The organism is Symbiopectobacterium purcellii (assembly GCF_019797845.1).
GTDB classification, from domain to species: Bacteria; Pseudomonadota; Gammaproteobacteria; order Enterobacterales; family Enterobacteriaceae; genus Symbiopectobacterium; species Symbiopectobacterium purcellii.
Map to the genome: position 1 here is coordinate 4,064,752 of NZ_CP081864.1, position 26,456 is coordinate 4,091,207.

The 26,456-nt window shown below is 45.6% G+C and carries 19 protein-coding genes and 1 pseudogene; 8 read left to right on the forward strand and 12 right to left on the reverse strand.

Going from position 1 to position 26,456, the window contains the following annotated elements; translation table 11 throughout:
* Window positions 1-15: 15 nt before the first annotated feature.
* From K6K13_RS18865 to K6K13_RS18885, 5 genes are all read right to left on the reverse strand, one after another.
* Complete coding sequence (locus tag K6K13_RS18865) at window positions 16-423, reverse strand: InvB/SpaK family type III secretion system chaperone (protein WP_222158356.1); 408 nt, start codon at window positions 421-423, stop codon at window positions 16-18.
* A 10-nt stretch (window positions 424-433) separates the two neighbouring features.
* The gene (locus tag K6K13_RS18870) at window positions 434-2,485 is read right to left on the reverse strand and encodes an EscV/YscV/HrcV family type III secretion system export apparatus protein (RefSeq protein ID WP_252120545.1); all 2,052 of its coding nucleotides are present in this window, start codon (window positions 2,483-2,485) and stop codon (window positions 434-436) included.
* Window positions 2,486-2,529: 44 nt separating this feature from the next.
* Complete coding sequence (locus K6K13_RS18875; RefSeq protein WP_222158358.1) at window positions 2,530-3,579, reverse strand: HrpJ domain-containing protein; 1,050 nt, start codon at window positions 3,577-3,579, stop codon at window positions 2,530-2,532.
* Window positions 3,580-3,651: 72 nt separating this feature from the next.
* Entirely contained in the window at window positions 3,652-5,439 is a 1,788-nt protein-coding gene (gene sctC / locus K6K13_RS18880; RefSeq protein WP_222158359.1) for a type III secretion system outer membrane ring subunit SctC, read from the reverse strand.
* Window positions 5,432-6,220: a helix-turn-helix domain-containing protein gene (locus K6K13_RS18885; protein ID WP_222158360.1), complete on the reverse strand. Its 789-nt coding sequence runs from the start codon at window positions 6,218-6,220 to the stop codon at window positions 5,432-5,434. The genes sctC and K6K13_RS18885 overlap by 8 nt, the downstream gene beginning before the upstream one ends.
* Window positions 6,221-6,974: 754 nt before the next feature.
* On the opposite strand from K6K13_RS18885, the gene K6K13_RS18890 reads away from it, so the two are divergent.
* Genes K6K13_RS18890 through K6K13_RS18920 form a run of 7 tightly spaced genes read left to right on the forward strand, consistent with a single transcriptional unit; the run spans window position 6,975 to window position 11,182 of the window.
* Window positions 6,975-8,228: a PrgH/EprH family type III secretion apparatus protein gene (locus K6K13_RS18890; protein WP_222158361.1), complete on the forward strand. Its 1,254-nt coding sequence runs from the start codon at window positions 6,975-6,977 to the stop codon at window positions 8,226-8,228.
* Window positions 8,221-8,478, forward strand: coding sequence for a type III secretion system needle filament subunit SctF (sctF, locus tag K6K13_RS18895; RefSeq protein WP_222158362.1), 258 nt, complete (start codon window positions 8,221-8,223; stop codon window positions 8,476-8,478). The genes K6K13_RS18890 and sctF overlap by 8 nt, the downstream gene beginning before the upstream one ends.
* Window positions 8,479-8,523: 45 nt before the next feature.
* Complete coding sequence (gene sctI / locus K6K13_RS18900; protein WP_222158363.1) at window positions 8,524-8,847, forward strand: type III secretion system inner rod subunit SctI; 324 nt, start codon at window positions 8,524-8,526, stop codon at window positions 8,845-8,847.
* Complete coding sequence (gene sctJ, locus K6K13_RS18905; RefSeq protein ID WP_222161176.1) at window positions 8,847-9,614, forward strand: type III secretion system inner membrane ring lipoprotein SctJ; 768 nt, start codon at window positions 8,847-8,849, stop codon at window positions 9,612-9,614. The genes sctI and sctJ overlap by 1 nt, the downstream gene beginning before the upstream one ends.
* Window positions 9,611-10,180, forward strand: a complete 570-nt coding sequence (locus tag K6K13_RS18910; protein WP_222158364.1) for an OrgA/MxiK family T3SS sorting platform protein — start codon at window positions 9,611-9,613, stop codon at window positions 10,178-10,180. Before sctJ ends, K6K13_RS18910 begins: the two co-directional genes overlap by 4 nt.
* Complete coding sequence (locus K6K13_RS18915; RefSeq protein WP_222158365.1) at window positions 10,149-10,811, forward strand: hypothetical protein; 663 nt, start codon at window positions 10,149-10,151, stop codon at window positions 10,809-10,811. Before K6K13_RS18910 ends, K6K13_RS18915 begins: the two co-directional genes overlap by 32 nt.
* Window positions 10,811-11,182 carry a hypothetical protein gene (locus tag K6K13_RS18920; protein WP_222158366.1) on the forward strand — a complete coding sequence of 124 codons (372 nt, stop codon included), beginning with the start codon at window positions 10,811-10,813 and terminating at the stop codon, window positions 11,180-11,182. The genes K6K13_RS18915 and K6K13_RS18920 overlap by 1 nt, the downstream gene beginning before the upstream one ends.
* A gap of 76 nt (window positions 11,183-11,258) precedes the next feature.
* On the opposite strand, the gene K6K13_RS18925 is transcribed toward K6K13_RS18920, so the two are convergent.
* A complete protein-coding gene (locus K6K13_RS18925) occupies window positions 11,259-11,924 on the reverse strand; it encodes a transcriptional regulator (RefSeq protein WP_252120345.1) in 666 nt (221 codons plus the stop codon).
* A gap of 1,024 nt (window positions 11,925-12,948) precedes the next feature.
* On the reverse strand, window positions 12,949-17,529 hold the full coding sequence (locus tag K6K13_RS18930) for an inverse autotransporter beta domain-containing protein (RefSeq protein WP_222158367.1): 4,581 nt from the start codon (window positions 17,527-17,529) through the stop codon (window positions 12,949-12,951).
* Between the two features lie 644 nt (window positions 17,530-18,173).
* Here K6K13_RS18930 and gss point away from each other — a divergent pair.
* A complete protein-coding gene (gene gss, locus K6K13_RS18935; RefSeq protein WP_222158368.1) occupies window positions 18,174-20,054 on the forward strand; it encodes a bifunctional glutathionylspermidine amidase/synthase in 1,881 nt (626 codons plus the stop codon).
* Between the two features lie 56 nt (window positions 20,055-20,110).
* Here the strand turns inward: gss and K6K13_RS18940 are convergent, their stop codons facing one another.
* The 5 genes and pseudogenes from K6K13_RS18940 to ecpA all read right to left on the reverse strand — a co-directional run bounded on the left by K6K13_RS18940 (window position 20,111) and on the right by ecpA (window position 26,326).
* Window positions 20,111-20,809: a fimbrial biogenesis chaperone gene (locus K6K13_RS18940; protein WP_222158369.1), complete on the reverse strand. Its 699-nt coding sequence runs from the start codon at window positions 20,807-20,809 to the stop codon at window positions 20,111-20,113.
* Window positions 20,778-22,421: pseudogene (gene ecpD, locus K6K13_RS18945) on the reverse strand (fimbrial adhesin EcpD). The gene K6K13_RS18940 and the pseudogene ecpD overlap by 32 nt, the downstream one beginning before the upstream one ends.
* Window positions 22,411-24,981: a fimbrial biogenesis outer membrane usher protein gene (locus tag K6K13_RS18950; RefSeq protein WP_222158370.1), complete on the reverse strand. Its 2,571-nt coding sequence runs from the start codon at window positions 24,979-24,981 to the stop codon at window positions 22,411-22,413. The pseudogene ecpD and the gene K6K13_RS18950 overlap by 11 nt, the downstream one beginning before the upstream one ends.
* A 26-nt stretch (window positions 24,982-25,007) precedes the next feature.
* The gene (locus K6K13_RS18955) at window positions 25,008-25,676 is read right to left on the reverse strand and encodes an EcpB family pilus assembly chaperone (RefSeq protein WP_222158371.1); all 669 of its coding nucleotides are present in this window, start codon (window positions 25,674-25,676) and stop codon (window positions 25,008-25,010) included.
* Between the two features lie 62 nt (window positions 25,677-25,738).
* Window positions 25,739-26,326 (reverse strand): common pilus major fimbrillin subunit EcpA, encoded by a 588-nt coding sequence (gene ecpA, locus K6K13_RS18960; protein WP_222158372.1) that lies wholly within the window; start codon window positions 26,324-26,326, stop codon window positions 25,739-25,741.
* Window positions 26,327-26,456: the final 130 nt, after the last annotated feature.

Sequence of the window (26,456 nt, forward strand, 5' to 3'; positions counted from 1 at the left end):
GGTGCACTCCCGTCATTAATTTAAGGCTGTGCGATACTGCTGCAACACCGTTAAAAAGGTATCCAGCATCTCCATAAACGCGGACGCTGATTCACAATGTTTTTCTTTTACCTGGGCACGAAGATCTAAACTATTATCAATCTGGTACAAACACGGGTACCCTGCATGAAAGACCTCTTCATTGTGAGCCAATAACAATGGAAATAGATTGGCGCTGCAATAACTCAAAGTAGAAAGATTGACTTCACCCAACTGAGCCCACACCCAAATCTCCTCATCGTTACTCTTGATGTGGATAGTGGGAATATCATCTTTCATATGTAACGATATCGCAGAGTGATTATTCAGATCTTTATCAAGAACCTCTGACATCCCCACTTCTGCTAAAATCTCGGTTAGCAACGCAACAACATCATATTGCATAATTCACCCGTTAATTTTGTAGTAAACCAATAACATCAATGTCCACGCTTTGTGAAACCTCACCAAATGAGAGCACATCCATTTCAGGATAATGTTCTTCAACCAACTTTTTCACAAAACGTCGAATATCAAGAGACACCATTAAAATAATATCTCTGGCATTAACACCGTTGCCATGAATACTTTTTTCTAAGCAATGCATAATTCGCTCGGTTTCTGGTGGAGGCAAGTTGATAAAGGTTCCCCCAGACGTTTGCCTGATACCATTACGTACCACTGCTTCCAGCTCATGCGACATAACAAATGCACGTATTTTTCCTTCCGTAGAAAATCGGTTTGATATATAGCGAGATAACACACCGCGCACATGCTCCACTAACATAATGGGATCCTTTTCTTTCGGGGCCCACTGTACCAATGCCTCAAGAATCAACCTCATATTCCTGATAGAAATGCGCTCTTGTAGCAAACGTTGAAAAACCTCAGTAATACGCTGAACGGTATTATTTCTGTAACACTCTTTAAGCAACTCTGGGTATTTTTTATCAAGATCGTCAAGCAGTATTTTAGCCTCCTGGATACCGAAAAATTCGGTAATATTTCTCGCCAGCAGCGTCGATGCGCAGACGTAAAATTCATCCTGCGCGCTGCGCGTATAGAATCCAAGACCGTGAGCCTTTTTGCATTGTTCTTCCGGAAGCCAATAGGTCTTTACTTGATTAACTTCATTAACCTGCACATTGCTGTCCAGAACCTGGTATTCATCGCCGCGTAGTAAAATCTTATGCATACCGGGAAAAAGGGGGAAACTGGCGGCCTCAATCTCATTAATTAAAATGACTATTGTATTTTGTGGTGTGTCTTTTTTATAGTTCATCACCACGTCAGGTAAACGCACACCGTATTCGATAAAAAAATGACGTTTTAAATAAGATGAAAAACCATATTGGTCTACTATTTTTTCATGCCCAGAAAATACGGTAACGATTAAAGGAATGGTTTCTGGGATAAACTCACCGTCGATCACAACAGGTTTTCCCTTCTCTTCAACGTCGTTCTCTTTCTGATCTGAACGTGATGCCATCGCTCCTCGTTGCTTTTCTTCCCGTCGGTGTTTGATATAGAGCCCAAACAGCAGTGCGGCCAATAGCAAAAATACGGCTAATGGAAAACCGGGCAACAGGCCAAGTGCAATGGCAAGAACGCCGGTAACCACCAGTATGAATTTATTAGAAAACATATCCTGGATAATTTTGGCTCCCAGGTTAGTATCTTCGCTATTATTTACACGCGTAACAATTAAACCACCACTAATGGAAATGAGGAGCGCGGGTATCTGTGCTACCAACGCATCACCTATCGTTAACAGCGTATAAACTGAAAGCGCTGCCGACATACTCATTCCATGTTGCATCATTCCAACCGAAATGCCACCCAGCAAGTTAACAAATATGATAACAATCCCTGCAATTGCATCACCTTTGATAAATTTCATCGCACCATCCAGTGCGCCGTAAAGTTGACTTTCAGCCTCCAATACCGCTCGTCGCTGCCTTACTTCATTTTCGTCAATCACTCCTGCTTTGAGATCGGCATCGATGCTCATTTGTTTCCCAGGCATGGCATCAAGCGAAAAACGCGCCGCCACCTCAGCGATACGTTCAGAACCTTTAGTAATAACAATAAATTGGACAATGGTGACGATAAAGAAAATAACAAAGCCAACGATGAGATTGTCGGCAATGACGAACTCACCGAAACTGGAAATAATGTCCCCAGCATCGGCATCCATCAACACTAAACGACTTGTACTGATGGATATCGCCAATCGAAAAATGGTACTGATTAATAAAATGGCAGGAAACGATGAAAAATCCAAAACCCTATTAATGTAAAATGACCCTAAAAATATCATCAATGCCATTGTCAAATTGAAACCAATAAGAAAATCGACCACATATGTAGGCAAAGGGATAATCAGCATCACGACGACAAGAATCATTATCAATAAAATAATGAGTTCTGGACGGTTTCTAATCTGTAAAAAAAAATTCTGTAGTATCATATTTCAGCATCATATCTATATCAAAGTAGTTATGCTTTACATCAGGTGTAGTAATCAGACCATGGCCCTTTCCGACGTTCTTTATCATGAAAGGACGTCAGCAGCGCAGAAATAAAATTCAATAGGTATTGCCGACACTCGGGATCAATGAACATTCGTTCTGGTGTTTTATTATACACCCCTCTTAATATCTGAATCACCGTGGCACGCTGTGTTAACCGTAAACGTTGCATAAAATCATGGTGAAAATGATGAAGAGAATCTTCAAACTTATGACTTTCGATAATGCCATTCAGGTAAAGAATGACTATATCACTTTCATCCATTATTTTTATTTCATTTTTTAAACTCTCACGAAACGACAGCGTAGAAAATCGTTCATTTAACAGTAAATCTAAAGTGTGAATAGTTCTGGCATCAGATAACCTATTGCTTAACGGACCAAATTCATCAAAATGGATACCTGGTTCACTTGATTTCATATCAGCAATGAGCGCATTCATGGTAAAAGCCAATAAACGCTGCCGGTTATGGCAGCCGTATTGTTCTATCCAATCCTGATAGATAAAACTGCCTGGCAGGTCTAATTCTAAAAAACGCAAGTAACAGTCGCGTAAGTCTCCAGCAGATAAGCGCTGTTGGCCTTCCATGCTGCTAAAGCGTTTTGCAAGATGACCAATATTTATACCGGAGCGCATTTTCGGGCAATCCGAGAACTTTTCGAGCTCGGCCATCGCCTCTTTTATTCTCTTCTTTTGTAGCGCAGAAAGTTGACGATTAAGCATCAATTCACGTAATGCCAGCATCAGGTCACTGTCATTAGGGAAGAGACTTCTGCCATATTTCAACAATCCATCCCTGTTCAAAGACAATCTGACCACTTGCTTAATCAAGGCATCATGCTTTTCGTCGGCCTTCTCTTCCAACATGGAAGAAAGAAAGTCGTTCTCAATATTGTCGTTCCTGCGGCCCATTCGGCTAAAACGCCCGAATGTACTCAGCACATCGGCAAATTCTTCGGCTGCATTACTGATCTGCTCTTGCAGATTCTTTACTGGCGGGTGCTCACTCTCCTCACTAGTAGCAGTCACCGTTGACCGGTTGTCCTCCTCTCGAAAATCCATTCGCAGGAGGCTTGTTCGCCCAAGCGGAGGTATCCCCATCTATATACCTTGCCGTTTGTTCATAAATTGCCGCAACATGGTGACTGTGGACTGCAATGTTGCAGTATCCTCGCCGGCAAGGTTTCGCCCCAGTACCGGGTTATTTTCCCAGCGCCCTTGCCAGGTTTCACCATACGCTAACAAGCGGGGCTGAATAAGAAAAAGCCGTACCATGTTTCTATGACTGGTATAGGTATAGTCAAACAGCTTTCCCACCAGTGGGATATCTTTCAGCAATGGAATACCAGCACCTCGCAACGCATCCTCCTCGCGGCTGTAACCACCAATCAACAGGCTATAACCCATCGGAACACGGGCTGTAGTGCTGATTTGTGTATTGTTCACAATGGGCAAGCTATCAACACTCTCCATGTCACCATTAGCCAGCGAAATTTTTCCATCTTGGATATTGAGTATCATCTCAATTTCCTGACTGTGTTTTCCTAAACGAGGAATGACGCTGATCATTGTGCCAAATGTTACTTTCTCTAATGATGAATAACGTTCTCCCAATAACCGGGTGTAGAAACTACTATTATTATCAAACAACGCAGGGACATTTTCCTGGGTAAGCAGCTCTGGCCGGGAAACGACTTGTGCATTTCCCTTCTCAACCAGCGCAGTGACTTTTGTCAGAAAATTCACACTGTTTGCTGGATTCAATGCGCTTGTAGCACCATTAAAGTTAATACCAACATTTCCTATACCTGCCTGACCTTGCCAAACAACCCCTAAGGCATCTACATCATTTTTCGAGATATCGATAATCCATAGAGAGAGTTGGATTTGCTGTTTGGCAATATCTATAGCGCGAATAAGATCGTCCACAAAAGCGACTTGTTTTTCACTCCCCTGGATCAGTAAGCTATTGGTATCAGTATATGCCACAATATTTATTGCATTACGCTCTACGCCGCTGTAAACCTCATCCTGACGGTCACGCTGGTCGTAACTCCCCCCCGATAACGGGAGTAAATTTTTCATATGGCGAACATATGCTCCCTCTTGGGAATAGCGCATATCATTTTCAACGACATCTGGTGCATCGGATACCGCTATATTCGCTCTATTATAGTTCCGTCTATTGTTAAGTAATTGATTGAGCACTGTTGCTACACCAGGAATAGTTATTGGAGTATCACGCAGTGAAAATGCCCGATCGTTAACAAAGGTATTTCTCAACTTGATTACCTTGATAACATTCTCTCCCGCACTTGGCTGAGAGTAAGTACTATCAATATACTTTGCTGCTGCCGCCACAAGATCAACATAAACAGGTGGTCCCGATAGATAAAATGAACCAGAACCACTGTGAGATCGAGGAGGGAAACGATCGTCATATAATCCCGTCGATTGTAAATAGGCCTCGAGGCGATTGAACGAAGCATAGGCCAGTTTGATGACACGACTCTGCATCTCATTGACATCGTAAACATAAATCGAACTGCCGTCGTCATACCAGATCAAGGCTATCCGGCTTGATAGCACATTTAATAATTGGCGCGGTTTGGTCAAATCAAAATTACCTGAAATGCGCTTTTTAGCCGCTTCTGTACTGACAATAACTGGTTTTCTTAATACCCCACCAAGTACATAAAAAAGTTGCTGAATGCTATTATTATTAGCAACATAGGTCGTGGTGTTATCAGCTGAAAAAGCGTCCCTGCTGTTTGTTGTATCATATGATGTCATGCTCTCTATCGGTAAGGCACCCGATACAGGAAAAACCATGCTGATTCCTATAACAATCCCTAGCAGATAAAAATCCATTTTACCTATTCTATTCATTCAAAAAGCCTTCCAGATTCTTGAACTCACGTGGCGTTATACCAAAAAGCGTTTTGATTTCCGTGGAGAAATGGGACGACGATGCATAGCCGTTATTCCAAGCCACGGTCGCAATCGATTCATCATTCTCAATCAGTTGCAACGCACTGTATGCAGCGCGCCACATTCTGAGCTGTTTTTTCGGTCCACACGTAAAAGCGTTATAGCAAAGCTTTCTAAAATAAGATTCTGAAACACCATATTCTTTACAGGAATTATAAAGCTTATGTGATTTCATGCTTTTACTGTTATCAAGGACTTGATCCAACAAAAACTGAGCAACCCAATAGCTCTCAATGCCGCGAATAAAATGGCACAGTTTATTGATAACGTCCGTATCGCTGATAAAGTCACGACAAAAAACCAAATCCATAAAGCTCATTTGGGCATTATCAATGACCGCACAGAAGATTTTTTCTGTTTCGAAGAGGACCTTATGCTGTAAAGGCGCGGCATTCGCCCCCCATAGTCGAGAAGACTCTTTAAATCGATACTCTGTGAAGGCTAAAAAAGTCGCTAACTGGGTAATCAACGATCGTCCTACCAGCCATTTGCCATGAAGCGATAACTCAATAGCACTGTTTGACACCAGTACTGCAGACTGATCTCCCGTAAAGGTGACGCGTTCTCGGCTATTCATTATTGAAAAGGTGAATGTCGACTCTGGGGTCAATGGCCGAATAAAGAATAATGAGTCATTAACCCTAAAGGTCTCATCAGTGATGACTGAATCTTCAACCATTGCATTATAACCGGGGGTGTATTTACAATTCTGGAGATTTGTATTAGTGACAATACTCTTATTCTGAAGCTCTCTAGACATAGTGACCTCTGTATAATTCGCATGACATTTATAGAAAATTGCGCCAGCCATACTGAACTGCGCGGCTCATACGCTCTAGAATAATAGCGAGCCCACGATAACTATCGGTGCGGTGTGTAGGGCCAGAATATTCACTTAAAAACAACAGGTCAAGACACATCAAAAAATGTAAAAATAAATTAATCAAGATAATATATATATCACGGAAATATCATAATTATATTTATACGCATCATTAATGAACACTTGCCGTCTTTAAAGACAGGGGATATTATCTTTTTATCAAAAAAAAACAAGCATCACCATAATAATATGATATACAAAGAGAATATGACACATCAGGCGCACTGATGTTAAAAACACAAATAGGCCTGTTCAACAACACAAAACATCACAATAAATAAAAAAATCAAAAAAAACTCAACGCCATATCATTGCTATATTAAATTAGGCCGCTATCATGTCCCTACATTTTTTTCACCCGACGCTATACAGAACACGATAATCATACTTTGCTAAAGGATGTCTCCAACCATAAAAGTAAATGTTGAGCACAAGTGCCCTCACTGACTGAAAACCATTATTGCAATCATACATCACTTAATTATTAAGAGCATGGCGACATCAAGAATTGCCACTCATTTTAAAGGAACAAACGCTTTAGGGTAGCCATATGGATGAAAAACACATTGATAATAATACAACAAATAGAGAGACCTTCACCCTAAAAATCCTTTTTGGCCCTATGTTTGGTTGCGAGTTAAATCTGCCTGCGGATAACTACTTCTTCAATATTCATCCTCCAATAAAGCCGAGTAACATGGGAGGGGATATGCAAGAAGGTGTTGCTAACATGGCATCTTTCGCTTGTAAAACTTTATATATACCTTGCGAAGTCGATTCAGACAACCTTCGCCTTTATTTGACAGAAAAATTTGAAATTGATGGAAAATATGGATATCAGGTTGACATACTGAGTCCCGATAACTCACAGATAGCGCTCATCGAAGAGAATGTTTTTTTTCAACAAGGACATATTCGACTTGCCCTCAAAAAACATCATGAAGAATGGTCAGAGGAGTTATCCACCTTTACATGGGCAAAAGAAAGCCAGGTATCTTCTGTACCTGATACCCTGCTAGAAAAATCCAAAAGGAAAGAAATAAAAAAGTATTTATATTTTTTTCTTGTGTTATCAATAACTTTTATTTCCATTTACATCGCTTGGTATACTTATTCATTACAATCCAGGCATGTCGCTTCACTCAATACAATCCTCGCTGGATCACCGGCACCGCTGAAGATAATTAAATCTGACAGTGAAATTTATGTTTTTGGCGAGGGATATCAAGAAATCACTTGGTTACATGATGTCCTTTATAAACTTAATGAAACCGCAAAAGTCATCCCTGTATGGACAGCAAAAACGCGAAAGGAAGTGATAAAAAAGTTACAGAACAAGGGCTTTCCTGTTTTACAGTTGGATTTGACGCTGCCGGAATTTCCTCAATTGTATATCTATGGAAAACTTGATAATGAACAGGAAGCGTCATTAAAAACACTAGCATATCAGTCGCTCCCATATGCAAAACGTATTGATGTTTTTTTTAAAGATAAAAAATCCCTTGTAAAGCAAGCCCAGCATGGACTTGAGCGTATTCAGATCCCCTACCGCTCTGTGACGACAGACAGTGGCTTTGCGCTGATCATCAGGGATGACCTTAGTGATAGTGCATTAAACTCACTGAATACGTTTATTACTGATTTTTACAATCAATGGGGAGATCAGATCGTTAGTTTCTCGATCAATATGAACGAGAACATATTGAAAGATAAGTCTTATCTTAATGCAAAAGAAGGATATCTTTTTATATCCCCTAAGCATTGGTATTTTCCACTAAACAAAAAGGACATAAATTATGGCTGATTACACCCCACAACATATCGAGAGTATTTTTCTCGACACAATGTCTGGTGAATTTGAAGCGGGCGCAAAAACCTTAATGGAAAAACTGAACGAAGCCAAAGAGGCTCTCACAGCAGATCCATCAAACCCCTCTGTTCTGGCTGAGTTTCAGTCTAAATTACAGGCTTACACCCTCTTTAGAAATGCACAAACAAGCACGGTCAAGGCCTATAAAGATATCGGTGCGGCCATCATTCAAAACTTTCGCTAACGCTGTTCTGACTGTTTTTATATTACTCATGCTTGAGGAATGTTCATGGAACTAATAAATAAAAACTTGGTTGAGTTAACTCAACTGACACCGGGAAAAAATGATTGGGAAGAGACAGACTCAATGCGAGTCCATGACCAAGCATTTTCCAGACTGGTATCCACTACCTTTAAGCAAATGGGTGAAACCGATGAGCAATTTAAACAAGCCATTAATGCCTTGAGCAACTCACCCGCGTTTTCCAGTAACCCAGAGGTACTATTACAACTACAAAGCTACCTTGGAGAGTACAGTAATTACGTTTCATTAATCAGCACGCTGGCGCGTAAAGGCGTTAGCACAATAGAAACGCTGGAAAAAGCACAATGATGTTTTGCAAATCCGCAAAACTGCTGCTAACCACATTACTCGCCATGTTACTCATGGCGTGTAATGAGGCCCACCTGCTTGAAAATTTGACGCAGCAACAAGCAAATCAGGTATTGGCTGTTTTACAGCAATACGATATTGCTGCCCAAAAGCAAGGCGGTGGGAAAGGCGGCTACACGGTCACCATTAACCGGGCTGAGACCACTGCGGCATTATCAATTATCAATCTCTACCAGTTGCCATGGCCAAGTGATGTACAAATTGGGCAGGCATTCCCAGACAGTGCCCTGGTCGCATCTCCCAATGCAGAGCAGGCCAGGGTCATATCACTTCAAGAGCAACGCCTCGAACAGTCATTACGCATTATTAGCCAGGTGGTAAATGCAAAAGTCCACATCAGTTATCCGTTATTCAGTAATGATGCCGCAAATCGTTTTACCTCCGATCATGTCGGAGTGATCATTACTCATAAGGGAAACATTGATGAAAGCATGTTTATTTCTCAGGTAAAGTCACTCATAAAAAACAGCCTCAGTAATATTCGCTACGAAAACATTTCTGTAGTGCTTTTTGCTGTCCCCGCCATTCAATACGTTCCTCCCACCAAAGTGCGTTCTGTCGAGTTCACGGTTTGGCAAGGTGCGCTGATACTGGTTCTACTCATCGTGCTAATGACAGGAATATATTTCATCACGATGATGATGCGCCGTTCGCATCCCCATGAAGCGGCAACAGCAATGGCACATGATAAGGAGCCACCGGCATGAATCTGTGTCATGAGCAGCTCTTTCATATTCTGTACCACCCAGTCGCTTACGCCCACCCCTCTCATCTACCTGAGGCCTGGCGCGCAAAAGGGCGCGCCAGCCAGCCATTACTGAATTACTGGCTTTATCAGCGCTACCAGCTTACCGCCCCCCCTGAAACGTGGGATGCATCATGCACGTCGGCGGCAGTAATGATAAAACAGTGGCATCATATGACTGATATTGCTCATTTATTAGGTGGTTATCTTCTCAAATCATCAATGTCAGATCTCAATCAGGCGCTATTTTCCGATCCACTGTTGCTGAGTTTTATTGCACTGCCACTGATTCACCATGTTGACCCCAGCCCACTAAAGCAAGGAGGATATACAACGCAGGCTTGCGGGGCGAGATTCATATTAAATCACTGCCATCCTATTCCACAGGCTCTGCAACAACGATTTATGCTGTTGTTCCCCATCGACATTGAACTCCCAAATATAGACGCACAACGTACGCCCGATCATATCAACTTATTCAATATGGCCACGCATTATGCGAACAGTTTCCCTGGCAGAACTGCCTGAAGAGTGCCGCGATTCAGTACTCATTACGGCTAGAAACCGTAAACAACAATCCCGTTCCCACAATGCCATTGAGCATACGTTACACCGCTGCCATGAGATTCATGATGAACAAAAGCGGGCAGCCGACGAGATAAAAAAACAGAAAGAGAAGGAAGGATTTTCCACAGGTTTCAAACTGTTCTTCACCACCATACTGTCCATGCTGAATGACGTTGAAACGCTACAGCAGCAACGCTGGACAGAGCAACGCCATCATTTGCAGAAGGCGATGATTCAAACACTGCACGATCCAGGCATCGTTGAATATCTCGTGGCACAGTTAAACGCGCATTGCCGCCATAGCGACGCGATGACGCTTATCTTACCCGAGGGTGTGGCTGTACCTGACATATCGCCACATTTGACATGTTTAACCACGCATGAAAATCACATCACGCTGCAATGTGGCTCGCATGCATTACGCTTTCCTGCTGAAACACTTTGCCAGCAATGGATGGCACAGGCTGACAACGACACGCAGAGCCTCACGCAGCAACTGAACGGATTAACACAGGCAACGCTGCAAGAGATTATTGAGACACTGGAACAGGCTATATCACCCACCCCATACACAGCCAAGGATAAAGATTGATGATATCTCCTACGCATATTGAAGGAACAAATACCGCATCAAAGAGCATCCCCAGTTCAGGCAATGATAACTTTGACGCACTGGTGTTGCAGTACCTTACCGTTAATCATCCAGAGGACAATCTCAATATCATACTTAAAAAGCTCAAAGCGCTTGCGCCAAATTCTCCATTAACGTTAGCGGCCCTGAGTAAAGCCATGAATGTCGCGAATGCAAAGATGCGTGAGGACTCCGCGCATGCGGAATACGCGAATACGGTTCTCAGCAAAAAAGCCATGCAATTGACAGGGACGAATATCTTATACACCACAATGATGAATGAAATATTTTTCCCTACGGATGAGGAACATACAGTTATAGAAAAATTCTAACATAATCATTATGTTGATTCAGATACCATCAGAGAGTGACCAACGCCACCTTTACCAGGTGGCAAGGCGCGCCTGCTTAGCGTTGATTCGTCCATTCCGACGACTGAACTTCACCATCATGTTCAATCACAACCGAGTGCGCTGAGGTCATCGAATTTTTGGTTAAATACCATAACAGGTAGGCCATAATGATAAATACCACTACCAGCACCACATTCCTGAGACGCATATTTTTTTTCTTGGGCCTGACACAAGGAGAAATCGCCAATGAATTGACAGGAATGGACGTCAGATTGATCAATGAGGTTCTGTCATAAACAAACTGTCCGCACGACGTGTCATACTGTGTCGTATAAAGTGTTTCTACTTCAGGGGGAACATTAAAAGCATCCTCGACCACGCCTGTCTCAGGCTCATCAAAAGAAGGCGTCACACCAAAACGGTATCCCAACTTAGGGATAGTCACGATGATTTGCTTATCTTTATCCTGCAAGTTACGCCGCAGTGCGCGGATCACCTGCGCAATGCTTTGCGACGTTACATATCCCCCTTCCCACACACACGACAGGAAATCATCCTGTGATACAGGATGAGGATATCTTTCGCAAAGCAGAGCCAACACATCGGACTCCTTTTTCCTTAATTGATATGTGGTGTCACCACAGCTTAATGTCCTGAGCTTGGGGCTAAAAATGAAGCCAAGAAAGTAGATATTGCCATCATTCATTAAGCTAATGTTCATTCGCATATCCGCCTGATATTTTGTCTAACAAAGGAATCCACCATCAGGGAATTCTCACTACAAACCATAGTGGCAGTGATTACCTCTCCTCCTTAAATTTCTGCCACCAAGATACTCATCATCCATCCTTATGATAATCCACCATAAAAACGCACCTTGATAGTTTCACGCAGCAGCAAAATATTTTATAAAAACATGAAGTGAAATAATAAAAACGATGTTTTATTTTCTAATACATTGTTTTTCATTAATGCATTGTTTTTTCTTAATGCAATGCATACATGATCATTGTAAATGCGCGGAATTAAAAACTGTTTAAAACTATTAATTACATTACATCCAATCGATAAGACAAATCATACCACATAAAATCGGCATTTAATAACCAAGCGTAACTATTATTTTCAATTAAAATTTAAAAAGAAAAAACGTGACACAGTTAAATATAAAACGGCATTCTACTGATAGTTCACCCCGAAGCAAACACCGGATAACACAATGATTTTAAATGATTTTATTCAAAATGACGATGATTCGACAAAAGATAATCACACCATGACAGGTTGCCGAACTCCATTCGTAATCATTAAATAAAAGGGCGCCAACAGCATTACTGACTATGTTATTTCCCGATACTCAACGACCACATCAGCGCTTATAGAGATAAGTCACCAGAAAAAACACGTAGATATATTTACAATAATATTTACCAAGATTGGCCATCACGCCTGGCCGCTAGCATATGTTATTTGGCTCTGAGAATAACAATCGCGATATTGAGAACACTTAACGAAACCAATAAAAATAACAAAACACAATTTTAATATGGAAGTTATTCTGTGATATTGATGAGGCATTGATATCATCCCTTTTTTTTCAATATATGATTCATTTATGATATAGCACTATAATCTTCCGGACAGGGTTACTCTTGCAAAAAACGATTCTTGCAAAACTTCCTTACCCTCTTGACTGTCGATAATCAGGGGGCGCCCAGGTATATCTTCCCAGGCGCCAGCGAAGCTTAACCGTGCCACCTGAAAGGCTGGTTAGTGACCTCCGACAACCCAGTAAAGGTCATACGCGTTTGCAAAATGCCAGAGCCCGAATGGCTGACCCAGCACTCTTCCTTAATTGCAAAACGGTGTGATTTCTCTTGATAGCCCACACTGGCGCTTGAGAATATACTGTTATAAGCGGGATAATTAACATTACGCGTATCACCTTGTCCCTCGACAATCTTATGAACAATGGTCAACGGAGCCATCAGTCTCCTTTGTCCTGCCAAGTCAAAACGCGTGTTAGGTTGCACAAGTGCATGGTGCATTCTGCCAAAATAGCTCCTTTGGCAACCACTATCATATTCTCCTGTGGTGGTGATAATCCTGCGCGATTGATAAGTGGTCGTCCAACTGCTGCCATATATCTCCGTGGGTTTGGTCGGGGTGACACTTACCTCAGAAGTGGATGCTGTCTCTTGCAATGTGCCGTGGCCGTAAGCAACCACCTCCACGTGTACACGTTTACCGATATAGTGCTCCTGCGGACTAAAAGCGGTTTCGACGCTACCAGTCGATGAATTGATACGTCGATAATCAAGTTTGCTCCCCGATGCATCGCGTAAAGTCACCTCGACATAACGCGGTGCGTCATAAGGCGTGCTGCTATTAACCGACCAGATAACGCGCAGTTTATCCTCGGTGAAAACGGGAGCCCATATGCGGCCTGACTCCGCCAGAAGGCCATTATTCCCATATTTTACCCCCGATATGCGGGGTTTAGGCGTAGTGAATACCTGCACATCGTAAGCACCGGTGCTTGTGGTATAAAACGCATTTTCCTTAATCGTGAGCCGAAGCCGGGTTTTGCCTTTTTTGAGTGGCCCAGAAATCTGCCCTTCAGGCGTGACAGCAATGACATCTTGATCGCTCGAACTCCACTCAACGCTGGCATCTACGGGGAGATTCGCCGGTTTCTGTAACGTGAATGCGCTGAGATCCGTCGTCGTTACTACATCTGATGCAAAACGAACGGGCACACTCCCCTTACTTAACACGAATGAAACGTTCACCGACGCAGAGAAAAACTGCTCGGTTTCTAACGAGCGAAGGGTGATCATGGCATTGCCTGGTGCGATTGGACGTAACTCTCCGCTATCCGTTACCCGAACCACGCTTTCGCGATCGCTTTGATAGGTTAACGGTAACGATGTGCCAACATCCAGGTTCGTGAAATGGCCTGCAACCGAATACGTCTTCCCCTCCCCCCAAACAGTCGTAATCTGTTGAGTGTTGACACTTAACCCAGGCGAAGCCTTCGCAATCTGGAGTTGATAGCTTGAACTGGCGGGATGATATTGCGCATTCCCCGCAGTCTGTACCGTAATGGTCACGCTTCCCGCTTTACGCAGTGTTATTTTCCCTGTTCCCTTGGCAACCGATGCAATGTCAGGATCGGAACTTGACCACATTTGTTGCAGCGTCGCGGGTGCGCCTTTTACCGCTTGAGAGTCGTGAAATTGGTGCGTATACGTCACTTTCTGAAAGGCATTGTCGAAGCGTAGATCCGGCGTTGTTGCCCCTACCGAGATAACCACAGCGCTGCCGATAGTTTTTCCTTCAACGCTCGCAGTCAGAGAAACGCGCCCCTTTTCCATCGATGTCGCGCTGGCCTGATAGGAGCCATCGTGGTTATCGTGCACGGGCGTGATCGTGAACCCAGAAAGCGACGCGGCACCATTAAACACCACCGTTTTACCCGAAACCGCATTGCCATAAGTATCCCGCAACATGACGTTCAATAATGCCGCGTCTTTACCGTCTGACCCAATCTCCATTTTATCCGTGTGGAATCGAGAAGCCTGTGGGTCAACTGCGGCGGGATCAATCGTGACATCGGGTGCTCTTTGTTGATTTTTATCGTTCAGATACGCCGTCATGCGCAGAATGCCCGCCGTCTGACTGGTTAGGGTGATATGAGCAACCCCATTGGCGTCCGTACTCGTGATCCGCGCTCCCGCGTTGACATTGCCCTCCGGCTGCCAGAAAACCATCATGCCCGGTAGCGGATTACCATTGCCATCGACAATGGTTGCGCTGTATGTAATGCCAAGGGGATCGCCAGCGATCATCTGCGTCCTGCTGACACGCACGGCGTCGATACGCCCTTGGCTACCATCGCCGGTCACCACCAAGGGTTGCGTAAGACTGAGTGGAACATCATTGACGCGCACAGAAAGTAACACCTCTTGTGCGTGTGTCGAACTTACCTCGATGCGATAGCGCCCTTCCGCTGACGCTGTCGTTTCACCAAACAATACTTTGGATTTGTCGCTGACAGCAACGACGCGCTGCCCGGGGAGCGGATTACCCTTATTGTCACGCAATACCAACAGCAAGACCGCCTTTTCTTTGCCTGCCACCAACGTGGTGGGGTAAACCCGTAACAAGGAATTCGCTTCCGATAACGCACCAGTGGTGAAAAGTATCGTTTCTGCCGTGCGTGTTGAATACGGACTAGACGCCGTCACAGTAACACCAAACGCCTGACTACTGGTGAGGGTGGTCGCGGCAATACCTTCCTGGTCGGTAAGACTTTGAAGGTTGCTAAACCTGACCACGCTAGCATCACGATCGGAAGACCAGTTCACCCTGACACCCGGTACCGGATTGCCCTGGGCATCCTTGATCAGTGCGCGATAGTGCACCGGTGATTGTCCATCCGCAAGGTAAGGTGCAGCGGAGGGTAAGAGTTCGACCACTTTCGCCGTCTGGGGGTCAGGCTGGAATACCAGCGTAACCTGATGTGTCGATGAACCCTTGATATTTGCGGTCACCGTAGTATTGCCCGCCCGGGTACTGGTCAGTGATATCTTAGCGTTGCCTTGTGCATCAGTGAGCGCGGTCGCACTGATCACTGCGTCATTGTCAGCCCGTAACTGTATCTGCACATCGGGCACCCGGTGCCCACTGGCATCCGTGACCGTAACAATAATCTCATTGGTCGATTTACCGTTGGCCACGGCATTGTTCGTTTCCACGTCCAAACCGCTAATGGCCGCGCTAGCAACATCCGCGGTCAATGTGACATATGTTGTCGCCAAGGTGATGTCACGCGCGGAAGGCGCGAGGGTAAACACGGTGGGCTGCGTGCCCGCCGTTAACGTTGCGGCATATTCTCCCGCCGACTGGCGCTGAAATGCAGAAACGACAGAGGCATCCGTACTACGACTACGCTTCGTCCTTTTTGACGTAATGCGAATTTCACTGGGATCCAGATCGACAGGATTTCCGTGCAAATCTCTCACTTTAAGCGTTAAGCGCTGCTGCGCTTTGCCATTGGCGGGGAGCGAGATATTTTCTGGCTCAAGGCTGCTGTTTAATCCGCTCACTTCCGATTGTAATACCGTCACCTGCGTCGTCGCACTGCGCGACATATTGCCTTGCGTATCCACCGCAATCGCACTCATGCTGTAGGTATTATCCCCTTGTGATCGATACTGTGGCAGTTGGACACTGAAACGATCGCTGCTCTCTCTAATAATTTTTCCCCCTTGAGCCAGTAATGCAGAGGCAGACCAGTCAATGCGCGCCAAAGCATATTTGCTGTTGACTGAAATGGGGAACGCCTTCTGTTCACCGCCATAGCCCATCAGTAAAGACGGGGTAAACAGATGAAGCAGGTGGGTTTTACGGTACTCCAAAACAATCTGATTATTACGATCGACGAAATCAAACCGACTACCCGCGATGCGACGAAGGGCGGTCACCTGCCCAGGATCGATCTGCTGATGCCACGGTTCCTGCAAGCGGTAATTGAGTTCCATTCCCCATCGCATTTCGCTCGCCCCTGATTTCCCCTGACGCTGTTCGGCGTTCAGGGTCAAGAGTGGGAATGGCGTATAGCTGGTCCCTACCGTGACAGCATAAGGGTTGCGTTGACGGTCATCTTTGCCAAACAGCGCCACCTCATTACCATAATATTGTTCATAGACCAGCTTGCCGCCAAGCTGTGGCCAATCGGGCAAATAACCCTCGGCGCGAATATCCCAGCCATTCGCAGGGCGCGCCAAATAATCAACAACGTCTGGCGATTGTTTCCAGCCCGTCATGCGTAAATAACTGTTGAAACCAAATTTTAAAAAATCACGCCAATATTCCAATCCAAAACCGATGCGGGCATGGGACTGAGACAAGTCATAATCAAGAAAAGCGTTTCCCCCAAGAAGATAATTGTTTGAGCTATGACGCACGCCAAGTCCTACATTCGTCTGAAGATGTTCATCATTATTATGTAAACTTGCCTGCATAAAAATCAGCCAGTCTTTCTGTTCCTGCAACGGATATAGCACATCAAATTGAGAGCGTTTCAGCGAAAATTCCCGATCCATGTCTAACTGTGCGCGGACAGAAGCATAGGGACTTAACCACTGCGTAATTGCCTGGTTGGCCTGTTGAGTCGCTACACCACGCGCCATGTCAGAAGAATCGGCTCGATGGCGGCCACTTAACCATCCACCGGCCCGGGAAGCCCATTCAGCCAGAGTCTGTTCTTCCGCGTCAGCGGACGCGACAGCGGGTGCTGGCGCGGCAAATACCTGTGGCATGGAAAAGGTACCAAGAAGTGGAAAGCAAACCTGAATGCCTATATTTACCCAGGCAAAAAATTTCTGACAGAGTGTCATTTCCCTCTGGAAAGTAATGCTCATATTTTATTCACCGTGAAAAAAGAAAAAACGAATTAGAACAATCAAGAAATAAGAACATGGCCATCTACTATGAAAGCCTATTTATTCATCTATGAAAGCCTATTTATTCATCGCTAGAAATTTCAAAAACAAATTAATGTCAACCAGAATACGAAAAGGCAGGGTACGCCAAAAGTCAGGACAAACAAATTAACACCACATCAACATGATATATTATAGCATATAACCTCATGAACGCTCTTCCTAATTTCGATACATCTGTTTTAAAAAAATAGAAAAAGCTTATAAATCAAAAACCGATTCCAATAAAAATAAAGAAAGAAGAAAATGAAAATCATTTCAATCTTTTTTCACGTATTTATCTTTTCCTTTCTGACTATCGCAGCATTATCAGGTTACACACTGGGTAACCAGCATTTGCTCTTGTCAGGAATGATGGTGCTATCATGGAGTCACATCTGTCTGAGACGCTCCTTTGGCTGAAGGGCAAAGAGGAATTTCAACTGCAACGGCCAGAAGGGCGTACATCTGAGGTCTGACTAATGAGTACAGCGTCAACAGGTAGCGATGCCCCCTTTGGCACGCTATTGGGATATGCGCCCGGCGGCGTAGCCATTTATTCTTCAAATTACAGTACGTTACCTCCAGAACACGATCACCGTGATGCCAGTTTCCGCAGCTATATTGGCAACGAATATATGGGACATAAGTGGCAGTGCGTTGAGTTTGCCCGCCGTTTTTTGTTCCTGAACTACGGCTCGGTCTTTACTGATGTTGGGATGGCCTATGAAATCTTCTCCTTACGCTTCCTGCGCCAAGTGGTTAACGACAATCTGCTGCCACTTCAAGCCTTCGCCAATGGATCTCCGCGTCCTCCCGTCGCCGGAGCCTTGCTGATCTGGCAGAAAGGCGGCGAGTTCAAACACACGGGCCACGTCGCAGTGATTACCCAACTGCTGGGTAATAAGGTCAGGATTGCTGAACAGAACGTTCACTACACGCCACTCCCTCCCGGTCAGCAGTGGACACGAGAATTAACGCTGGAAGTGAATGACGGGCACTACACCCTTAAAGATACCTTTAGCGACACCACCATCCTGGGGTGGATGATCCAGACCAGCAATACCGAGCATAGCCTGCCACAACCGACCGTTCCCCCGACTGCATTGGCGCTCGGTAGTGCGCGGCTTGAAAATAAAGGGCAGTTCGACGGCAAATGGCTCAATGAGGCCGATCCGTTACAACATGCCTATGCACAAGCAAACGGCCACCGCATTAATGCCGATCCTTATCGTTACTTCACCATGACCGAACGCGCCGAGCAGGAACTGATCAAGGCAACCAATGAACTGCATTTGATGTATTTGCATGCCACGGATAAGGTCTTGAAAGATGACAATCTGTTGGCACTGTTCGACATTCCCAGGATCCTGTGGCCACGGTTGCGGCTTTCCTGGCAACGCCGGCGCCACCATATGATCACCGGGCGGCTGGATTTTTGTATGGATGAACGTGGACTAAAAGTCTATGAATACAATGCAGATTCCGCATCATGCCACACCGAGGGTGGGCTAATTCTTGAGCAATGGCTGAAACACAGCAATATCACCGCAGGCTATAACCCCTCGGAAGATTTGCTTGATGAATTGTCAGGAGCCTGGCAGCACAGCCACGCCGCTCCCTTTGTCCACATCATGCAGGACAGGGATGTAGAAGAAAGCTACCACGCACAATTTATGCAACGCGCCCTGACGCAAGCGGGCTTTGACAGCAAAATTATCTTCGGACTGGATGAATTGAGCTGGGATAGTGCCGGGCAACTGATTGATAGTGAACAGCGCCCGGTAAACTGCGTGTGGAAAACCTGGGCATGGGAAACCGTGGTTGAGCAGCTTCGTGAAATCAGCGATACCGAATATGCTGCGCAGCCAATTCGTACCGGCCACCCGCAAAATGAGGTGCGCCTTATCGACTTACTGCTGCGCCCGGAAGTGCGCGTGTTTGAACCGCTGTGGACCATGATACCCGGAAACAAGGCAATACTGCCGGTATTGTGGTCACTGTTTCCCCATCACCGCTATTTGCTCGATACCGACTTTGTGGTGAATGAGGAACTGGCGCAAACGGGATATGCGGTAAAACCGATATCGGGACGCTGTGGCAACAACTTTGATCTGATCAACCGACACGAGGAAGTGCTGGACCAGACCCACGGCCAGTTTGTTGACCGGAAAAACATCTATCAACAGCTCTGGTGCCTGCCGAAGGTCGATGGGAAGTATCTTCAGGTTTGTACCTTCACCATTGGCGGCAGCTATGGCGGCGCGTGCTTGCGTGGCGATGATACCCTGGTGATCAAAAAGGAAAGTGATATCGAGCCGCTTATTGTGTTGCCTGACGGGGATTCCCCACAGAATAAATAATGTGCAAAAAGGGTATACCGCCATTTACGGTATACCCTCTATTAACCGCCAAAACATCAATGACAATCGTCGGAGATAGTAATGAATTTATCGTTATAGATAATAAATTTGCTTCCGTTTTGCTTTAAATACGCATCGCGCAGTACATCACCCGGCCGCAAATAGAAAGTACGCCCTTCATCTTCTGTCGCTTCACAGTCAGGTTTGACAATAGCCTTGAAGAAGGTATTCCCCTCGTTTTTCAATATCCCATCGGCTTTGTCAAATGCCCATTTGAAATTTATTTTCTTTGGTCGAACAACAAAAATAGCATCAATAACCACAATCGGTTCCAGTGTAATGGACGATCCCGAATCTCTCTTGGCATTAAGCGCTTTAGCCGGAATCTCACGAAATGAGATCCGATAATATCGCTCTTTATCATCGTGAGGGCCGTTATAGAAGAATTTAAAATAATCTCCCTCTCCCTTCTGCAACGTCAGCGTTTTCGGCGAATAAAGCACTTCTCCATCCGCCGGGCGCGTACGCATCTCCTTTTCACCGGGCTTGTCGATGCCGATGACGGATACGGTATAAATCCTGGCCGACTCATTGTTATTCAACACCCGCTTTGCCGTAAAGGTGTCGTCCTGTGGCAACGAAAAAGTCAGGTTACCGATGTAAATGGCATATGCAGCGTACGGGCTGTAAAAAAAAGCCAGAGCAGCAAGCACACAAAGAGATCTAATTAATGTTACGCCAGGTTGCTTGCACATGAATTTCTCCAGAGGCACTCACCTCGCCAAACCACCCTTCATTATTTACCGTTCTCTGCGAGATCGGGTTATTCATCGGGATTGAAAACTTCACCGTTGATTTATTCAGCAGACCAACATCCCCCGAGCCATCACTCCAGGGCGTACTGAGCCATAAGGCATCGGTCATATCACGCCAATTGCCGTCACATCCCACATCATAGGATGTCACACTCCCCGACCTGGTGGTAAACGCCAGCGATGCCGGAAACGGCACCTGTGTCACACCGTCTGGTGAAGAGAAAATACAATAGGATCGGCCGGCAATCGAACGCGTGGGTCCGTTAACGTTGATCAACACCTCATCAGCCGCCGTTTTTCCACTGGTCGTGACAATATAGCCAAAGTCCAGCGCGGGGCTCTCTGTCGCGACGTGTCCTTCTTTAGACGGCGCGACGTCATAATCCTCAGAAATAATACTGATGCTAAAATCCCGAGGCTTGATAATCAGCCGATTTGACGTTGAGAATTCATACCAGCCAGACTCTGGCGACGTCGTGTTGTAAAATCTGAAATTAAACAAATCACTGCTGTTAGTATCACTGATACCCAAAGACACCATCTTCTTAAACAGATTACTGGAGAAGAAAACATAAATGGAATCTGAGGATTTCATTTGGTTAAACGTAAAGTAATAGCTGATCCCACTCACTGGGCGCCAGGTGTTGCCATCAAGGCTGAATTACATATCATATAATGTAACCCCCGCAGAAAGCGCGGCGTTATTTATCGACGGAAAAACATGGATTGACTCATTACTCACCCCATTGTTGGCCAACATGTAGCTAACCATTTTGCAGCTAACGCCGGTCAAACTACCAATGGTTTGAATTCGGCATTGAGAATTTCCCTCACCCAGCGTCGGCCGACCATCACTGTTAATAAACACTTCGGCCAGCGCATTGGTATTAATCAGTTTCAGATGAGCGCCTTTGGTGTGTGTCACGTTACGTGTATACCAATACCCAGAAGCCTGATCCTTACATCGCGCGCCCGTATTTGCATCATAAGATACTGACGTCATGCAGGAATTTATTGTCGTCGTGAAACTCCCGCCCACCGGCACCTGCTGCAAATAGTGATAAAATGAATCCGACATCATGCCGTGCATCCATTTTTGATCGCCGCTCGGTACGGTTACACCGTAAAAACCTTTGGTATCGGTGGTTTGCGGTAAAATCAGGCTGGTATTCAAGTTACAACCATTGTACCAACTGATACAACGCAACCCCTGCAACGGATTGGATACCGGTGGATTATCCAACCACATATCAAATTTCCAGTTAGCGTATAACCCCGTATTATAACCATTGTCGATATAGCCGAGGCTCTGTTGCACATAGCCGCCCGCCCCGGTAGATTTCAACCCAGTCCAGCGGTTTGCACCGGTTATCCGCGGATCCAGTGCCCCCGCAGGCGTCACAAAAAAGTTGTCATCTGCGTTGTTTTCAACAAAAACATAGGACATCGCGGGCGCATCAGGCCAGTTGGTTTTTGTCACAGCAGCGTTCGCTGAGGCTGTGACGATCAGCGCACTGAAAGCACTGAGTAAGGTCCATCTATTACCCTTCATGATATTCCCCAGATGACAAATTACTGGCATAGCGACTCAGCCCGATACAAATAACATCCCCCACCCATACGGCACCTCGAGCCTTGCTCAGATCGAGTTCCGCTTCACAGCGCTGGTTATTGCCATAGCTGTAGTCAATAACTGGATATTTTTTATCAACATCGATAACAAATTCGCCGTTCTCATCCGTACTGGTTCGGCCGATATGGTTATTAATGCGTGCATTCGCCAACAACGAGCCATCCTCAGCGCGAATACGACCAAATACCGTCACCCGCTGTTTTATTTCTGGTTCAATAACAGCTACGTTGCCGGGATAAAGCGTCAATTGACGTTTGCGGCCGGTCACGATGTCGTAACTATCAACGGCGTCCTTGCTGTTCTGAATCTCAATCTCATAGCGACTGTAAGGCGAAAGCGGCAAATAATTGCGTTTACCGTCTAATTGGAAGGTTCTTCCGTTCACTTTCGCACTCAACTTGCCATCATCAGCCACATCTGTTTTGAAGATAATGCCCGCGTTCCCATCGGTGCGTCCGCTTGCAGCCAGCTGATTACCCTGTACACCGACGCTGCCCTTCGCCGTCAGGTTGGTATTCACATAGCCGTCGGCACTGCTGTTGACATTCAGCGTCCCGGCAGAATACTTGGTATCAAACTGCGTGTAGGCACCGCCACTCAATGATTTGTCATCCCCTGTGTCGCCCGATATTGCTCTGGACACATTGGCGCCCACGGTACGGATCGCCCCGTCATTAAACTGTTTGCGGGCCGACAGGTTCGCCATGGTATAGCCGTTCTGATGCGTGGTACCGGCGCTAAACCAATTTCCCAGCGGCATAGAGAAATCCAACGCAATATATCTGCCCGTATTACTGCTGCTACCGCTGTAGCCATTACTGCTGCCGTTGTTGCTGTACCCATTGCTATAGCCATTTTGATAACTCTGGATCCCCATACGTAACCCCAAGGTTCCGCGCGAACCGCTGTATAACATCTGGCTGTAATCGACGTTGTAATAATTGCTGTCATTATGCCTGTCGTCATTATAGCTAACGTTCAGTATGCCCAATTTTGACCACAACACATTCATATTGAGCGTGCCGCCAATCGCGCGGTTATCCGCATCATTACGGCGCAAATCATCCCCCATCGAGGCTTTTTCGATATTGACCCATAAAGAACTGAATCCACCGGGCAGCGCAGCGGTAACGTTACCAATGCTGCTCACCGAGCTGTCGTTGGCTACCATTTGCTGTAGGTTGGCACCGATCGATTCCGTTATCGGTACAGAGACGCGGCCTTCACCAATCATCGCGCTGTCATAGCCATACCCGGTGGCGGACCAGTTGGTCAATCCAGCGGAGCCCGACAACGAGCCCCCGAGCAGATAGGTGTCTTTCGCTGGCTTGGTTTTTTTACCGCTCTCATACCAGCGCTCCATATGCATACTGCCGCCCCAGATTTGCCAGCCCAATGGCGCACCTGTCGCCCGACCGCGCGTGAACAGCTTATTCACACGTTCGACACGCCGGCTGACCATTCGACCATTGACGACAACGGCGACATCTACATCGTAAATACCGTAAGGCAGCCCACGCGTATCCACTTCATGACTGCCCATGCCAAAATTCTGAACACTGAGCAGACGGCCTTCGCGCGAAATATGCACCTCTCCCGCCGCAGACAGGAATACAACAATTGGCGTAGCCGACTGCGAATTGTCAAACACCGTCGAACTTGCTGCATTTCCCCAGGATGCACCGTAAATTTTGCCAGAAGAAAGCGCGGTCATCGGCCCTAATGACTGGAGATTCCAGGTATCAAGCATCCCAGCGGCAAAGCGGTACCCACCAAAATCACGCTCATACATCGCTTTATACACCGTACTGTCCCGATGGCTGGAGCCCATGCCATAAAAGGCACCATCGAGCACCATATGATGTTCACGCAATGCCGTAACATTATTCAGCGAAAGATAACTCGAGGTATTATCGCCACCGTTACGCATCTGGTTGTTGTACACCCCCAGGTTGTAATTCAAGGTGCTGCTAAGCGCATCGACGCTGGCGTTGCCAATATCTTCGCTACGCGGACGGAATAAGGTACCGAGTGCTTCTTGTCGAACCACCAGTTGCAAAATCAATTGCTTCAAATTGAATTTCAGCCAGGCATCATCGACAACTTTGATTTCCAAATTCTCATTAAAGGGCGCATCGGTTAAAGCGGCTAATGCATGACGTGTTTTTTCATTCACCGTAGCAGTGTCATCTTTCTCCTCGATATGTATCAATTTGACTTTCACAGTATCACCGTCCAACCAGATAACCGCATTACCGATACGCTGATCGTTTTGTGATTCGGCACTGCCATCCAGATGAATAAATAACGGTATACTCATTCCATCTAGCAATGCATTACGGAAAGCGTGGGGTATCATGACACCGCCAATCTGTTGAACCGTTTTCTGCGCCGCCGCTACGTTAAACGCAACAGAAAATAACACCATCATAGATATTACAATTTTTTTTATTTCGATGTTTATTTGCAATTTGTACATAGTATTAATTCTGTCAGGTTTGTCACTCATTTAACGGAAACGAATTTTTCAGCCTGCCACATGGCAACTCGGCCTTTTTTATCCTCAGTATTAACGCGAGAAAAAGCGCGTGTTTTTCCCGGCATAAGGTAATAGTTTTCTTTGCATTCCTTGCCATCAACCGGTTTTAAGCAAGGACCGTAGGCAATCACACGTAACGTCGCATTTCCGGTATTGGTTATTTTCCCATTGGCATACTGGTAACCAAAGGTCACTTTCCTTGGTGCCACCACCAGAATGGTGCCAATTCGGGCCGAGGCAGTCGCAACAGCACTTTTATTTGATGCCCCACTCTGCGCATCGCTCAACGCCTGATCAAACCAGATAATCCGATAATAACGTTCTTTATCATCATTGGAGCCCTGATAGAAAAAACGGACAACGTCACTGTTTTGCGCGGGCAGCAGTAAACTTGCAGGGGTGAGTAGTAACTCATCTTTCTTTTCCATTGGAATAATGGTGCCGCCTTCAAGCGGGGAAGATAATCTTTCCACTTTGACATTCACCAATCGACCATCATTCGTGGTATTTTTAATCTCTTTGCTAAGCGTGGAACTGTCGCTGTGAATAAAGGCAGTAATATCCCTCACATCTAACGCTAATGCGGGTGCACTATTCACCAAGAATAAACTCATTATGAAAATAACAGGCTTCATGATTCTTCCGTATTACACAGTAAAAAAGGCGGGTGACCCCGCCTTTTTCTCGCAAAGAGAACTTAGCTGGTCCAGGTCGCATCGAACTGAACGCTAACATCACCGCTCCAGATCCCTTCCGGCAACAGGCTGTAATCAGCCACAGGCGTAGTGCCATCGCTGGTGCCGCTAATAATGGCAAAGGTAAAGGCATCTTGTGCTGTAGTGCGACCGGTCTTGTTATAACCGTTGGACAAAGCACTCAGGTTTCCACCCAGCACACTGTTAGCGGTATCGATCAGCACGGTATCAGCCATTTTTTCAATGGCAGTGCCGTTATAATCGACGCCAACATTCAGCGTGGAACCCGATGAATCTAATTGCGTCAACGTATTGCTGACCAAGCGAGACGTCAGTTTGAAAGAGGTTGCGCTGGTGTCGCCTTCAACCGCCACATCAAACAGCCCTTTTTGGGTATTAAAGCCGTTCACACCCTCGGCATATTGAAATGCAAGACTGCCTAGCGGCGTGACAACCAGTTTGCTGGTGGTGTCCTTTTTAGCCGTCGCTGACCATGTTGCCATCGCCTGGGCGGTGACATCAGCAGCCTGCGCTGCACCGATATTAACCACTGCCGCAGCCAAGGCGAGCATCACAATACTTTTTTTCATTCTTACATCCTTAAGATTATTACTGCTTATGTTTAATTGAGAGAAAAATAAAACTTACTGCATTTTATAAAAGGTAAAAACTTATCGACTCAAAAATATCTCAATACCCTCAATTCCTTAATGATTAAGC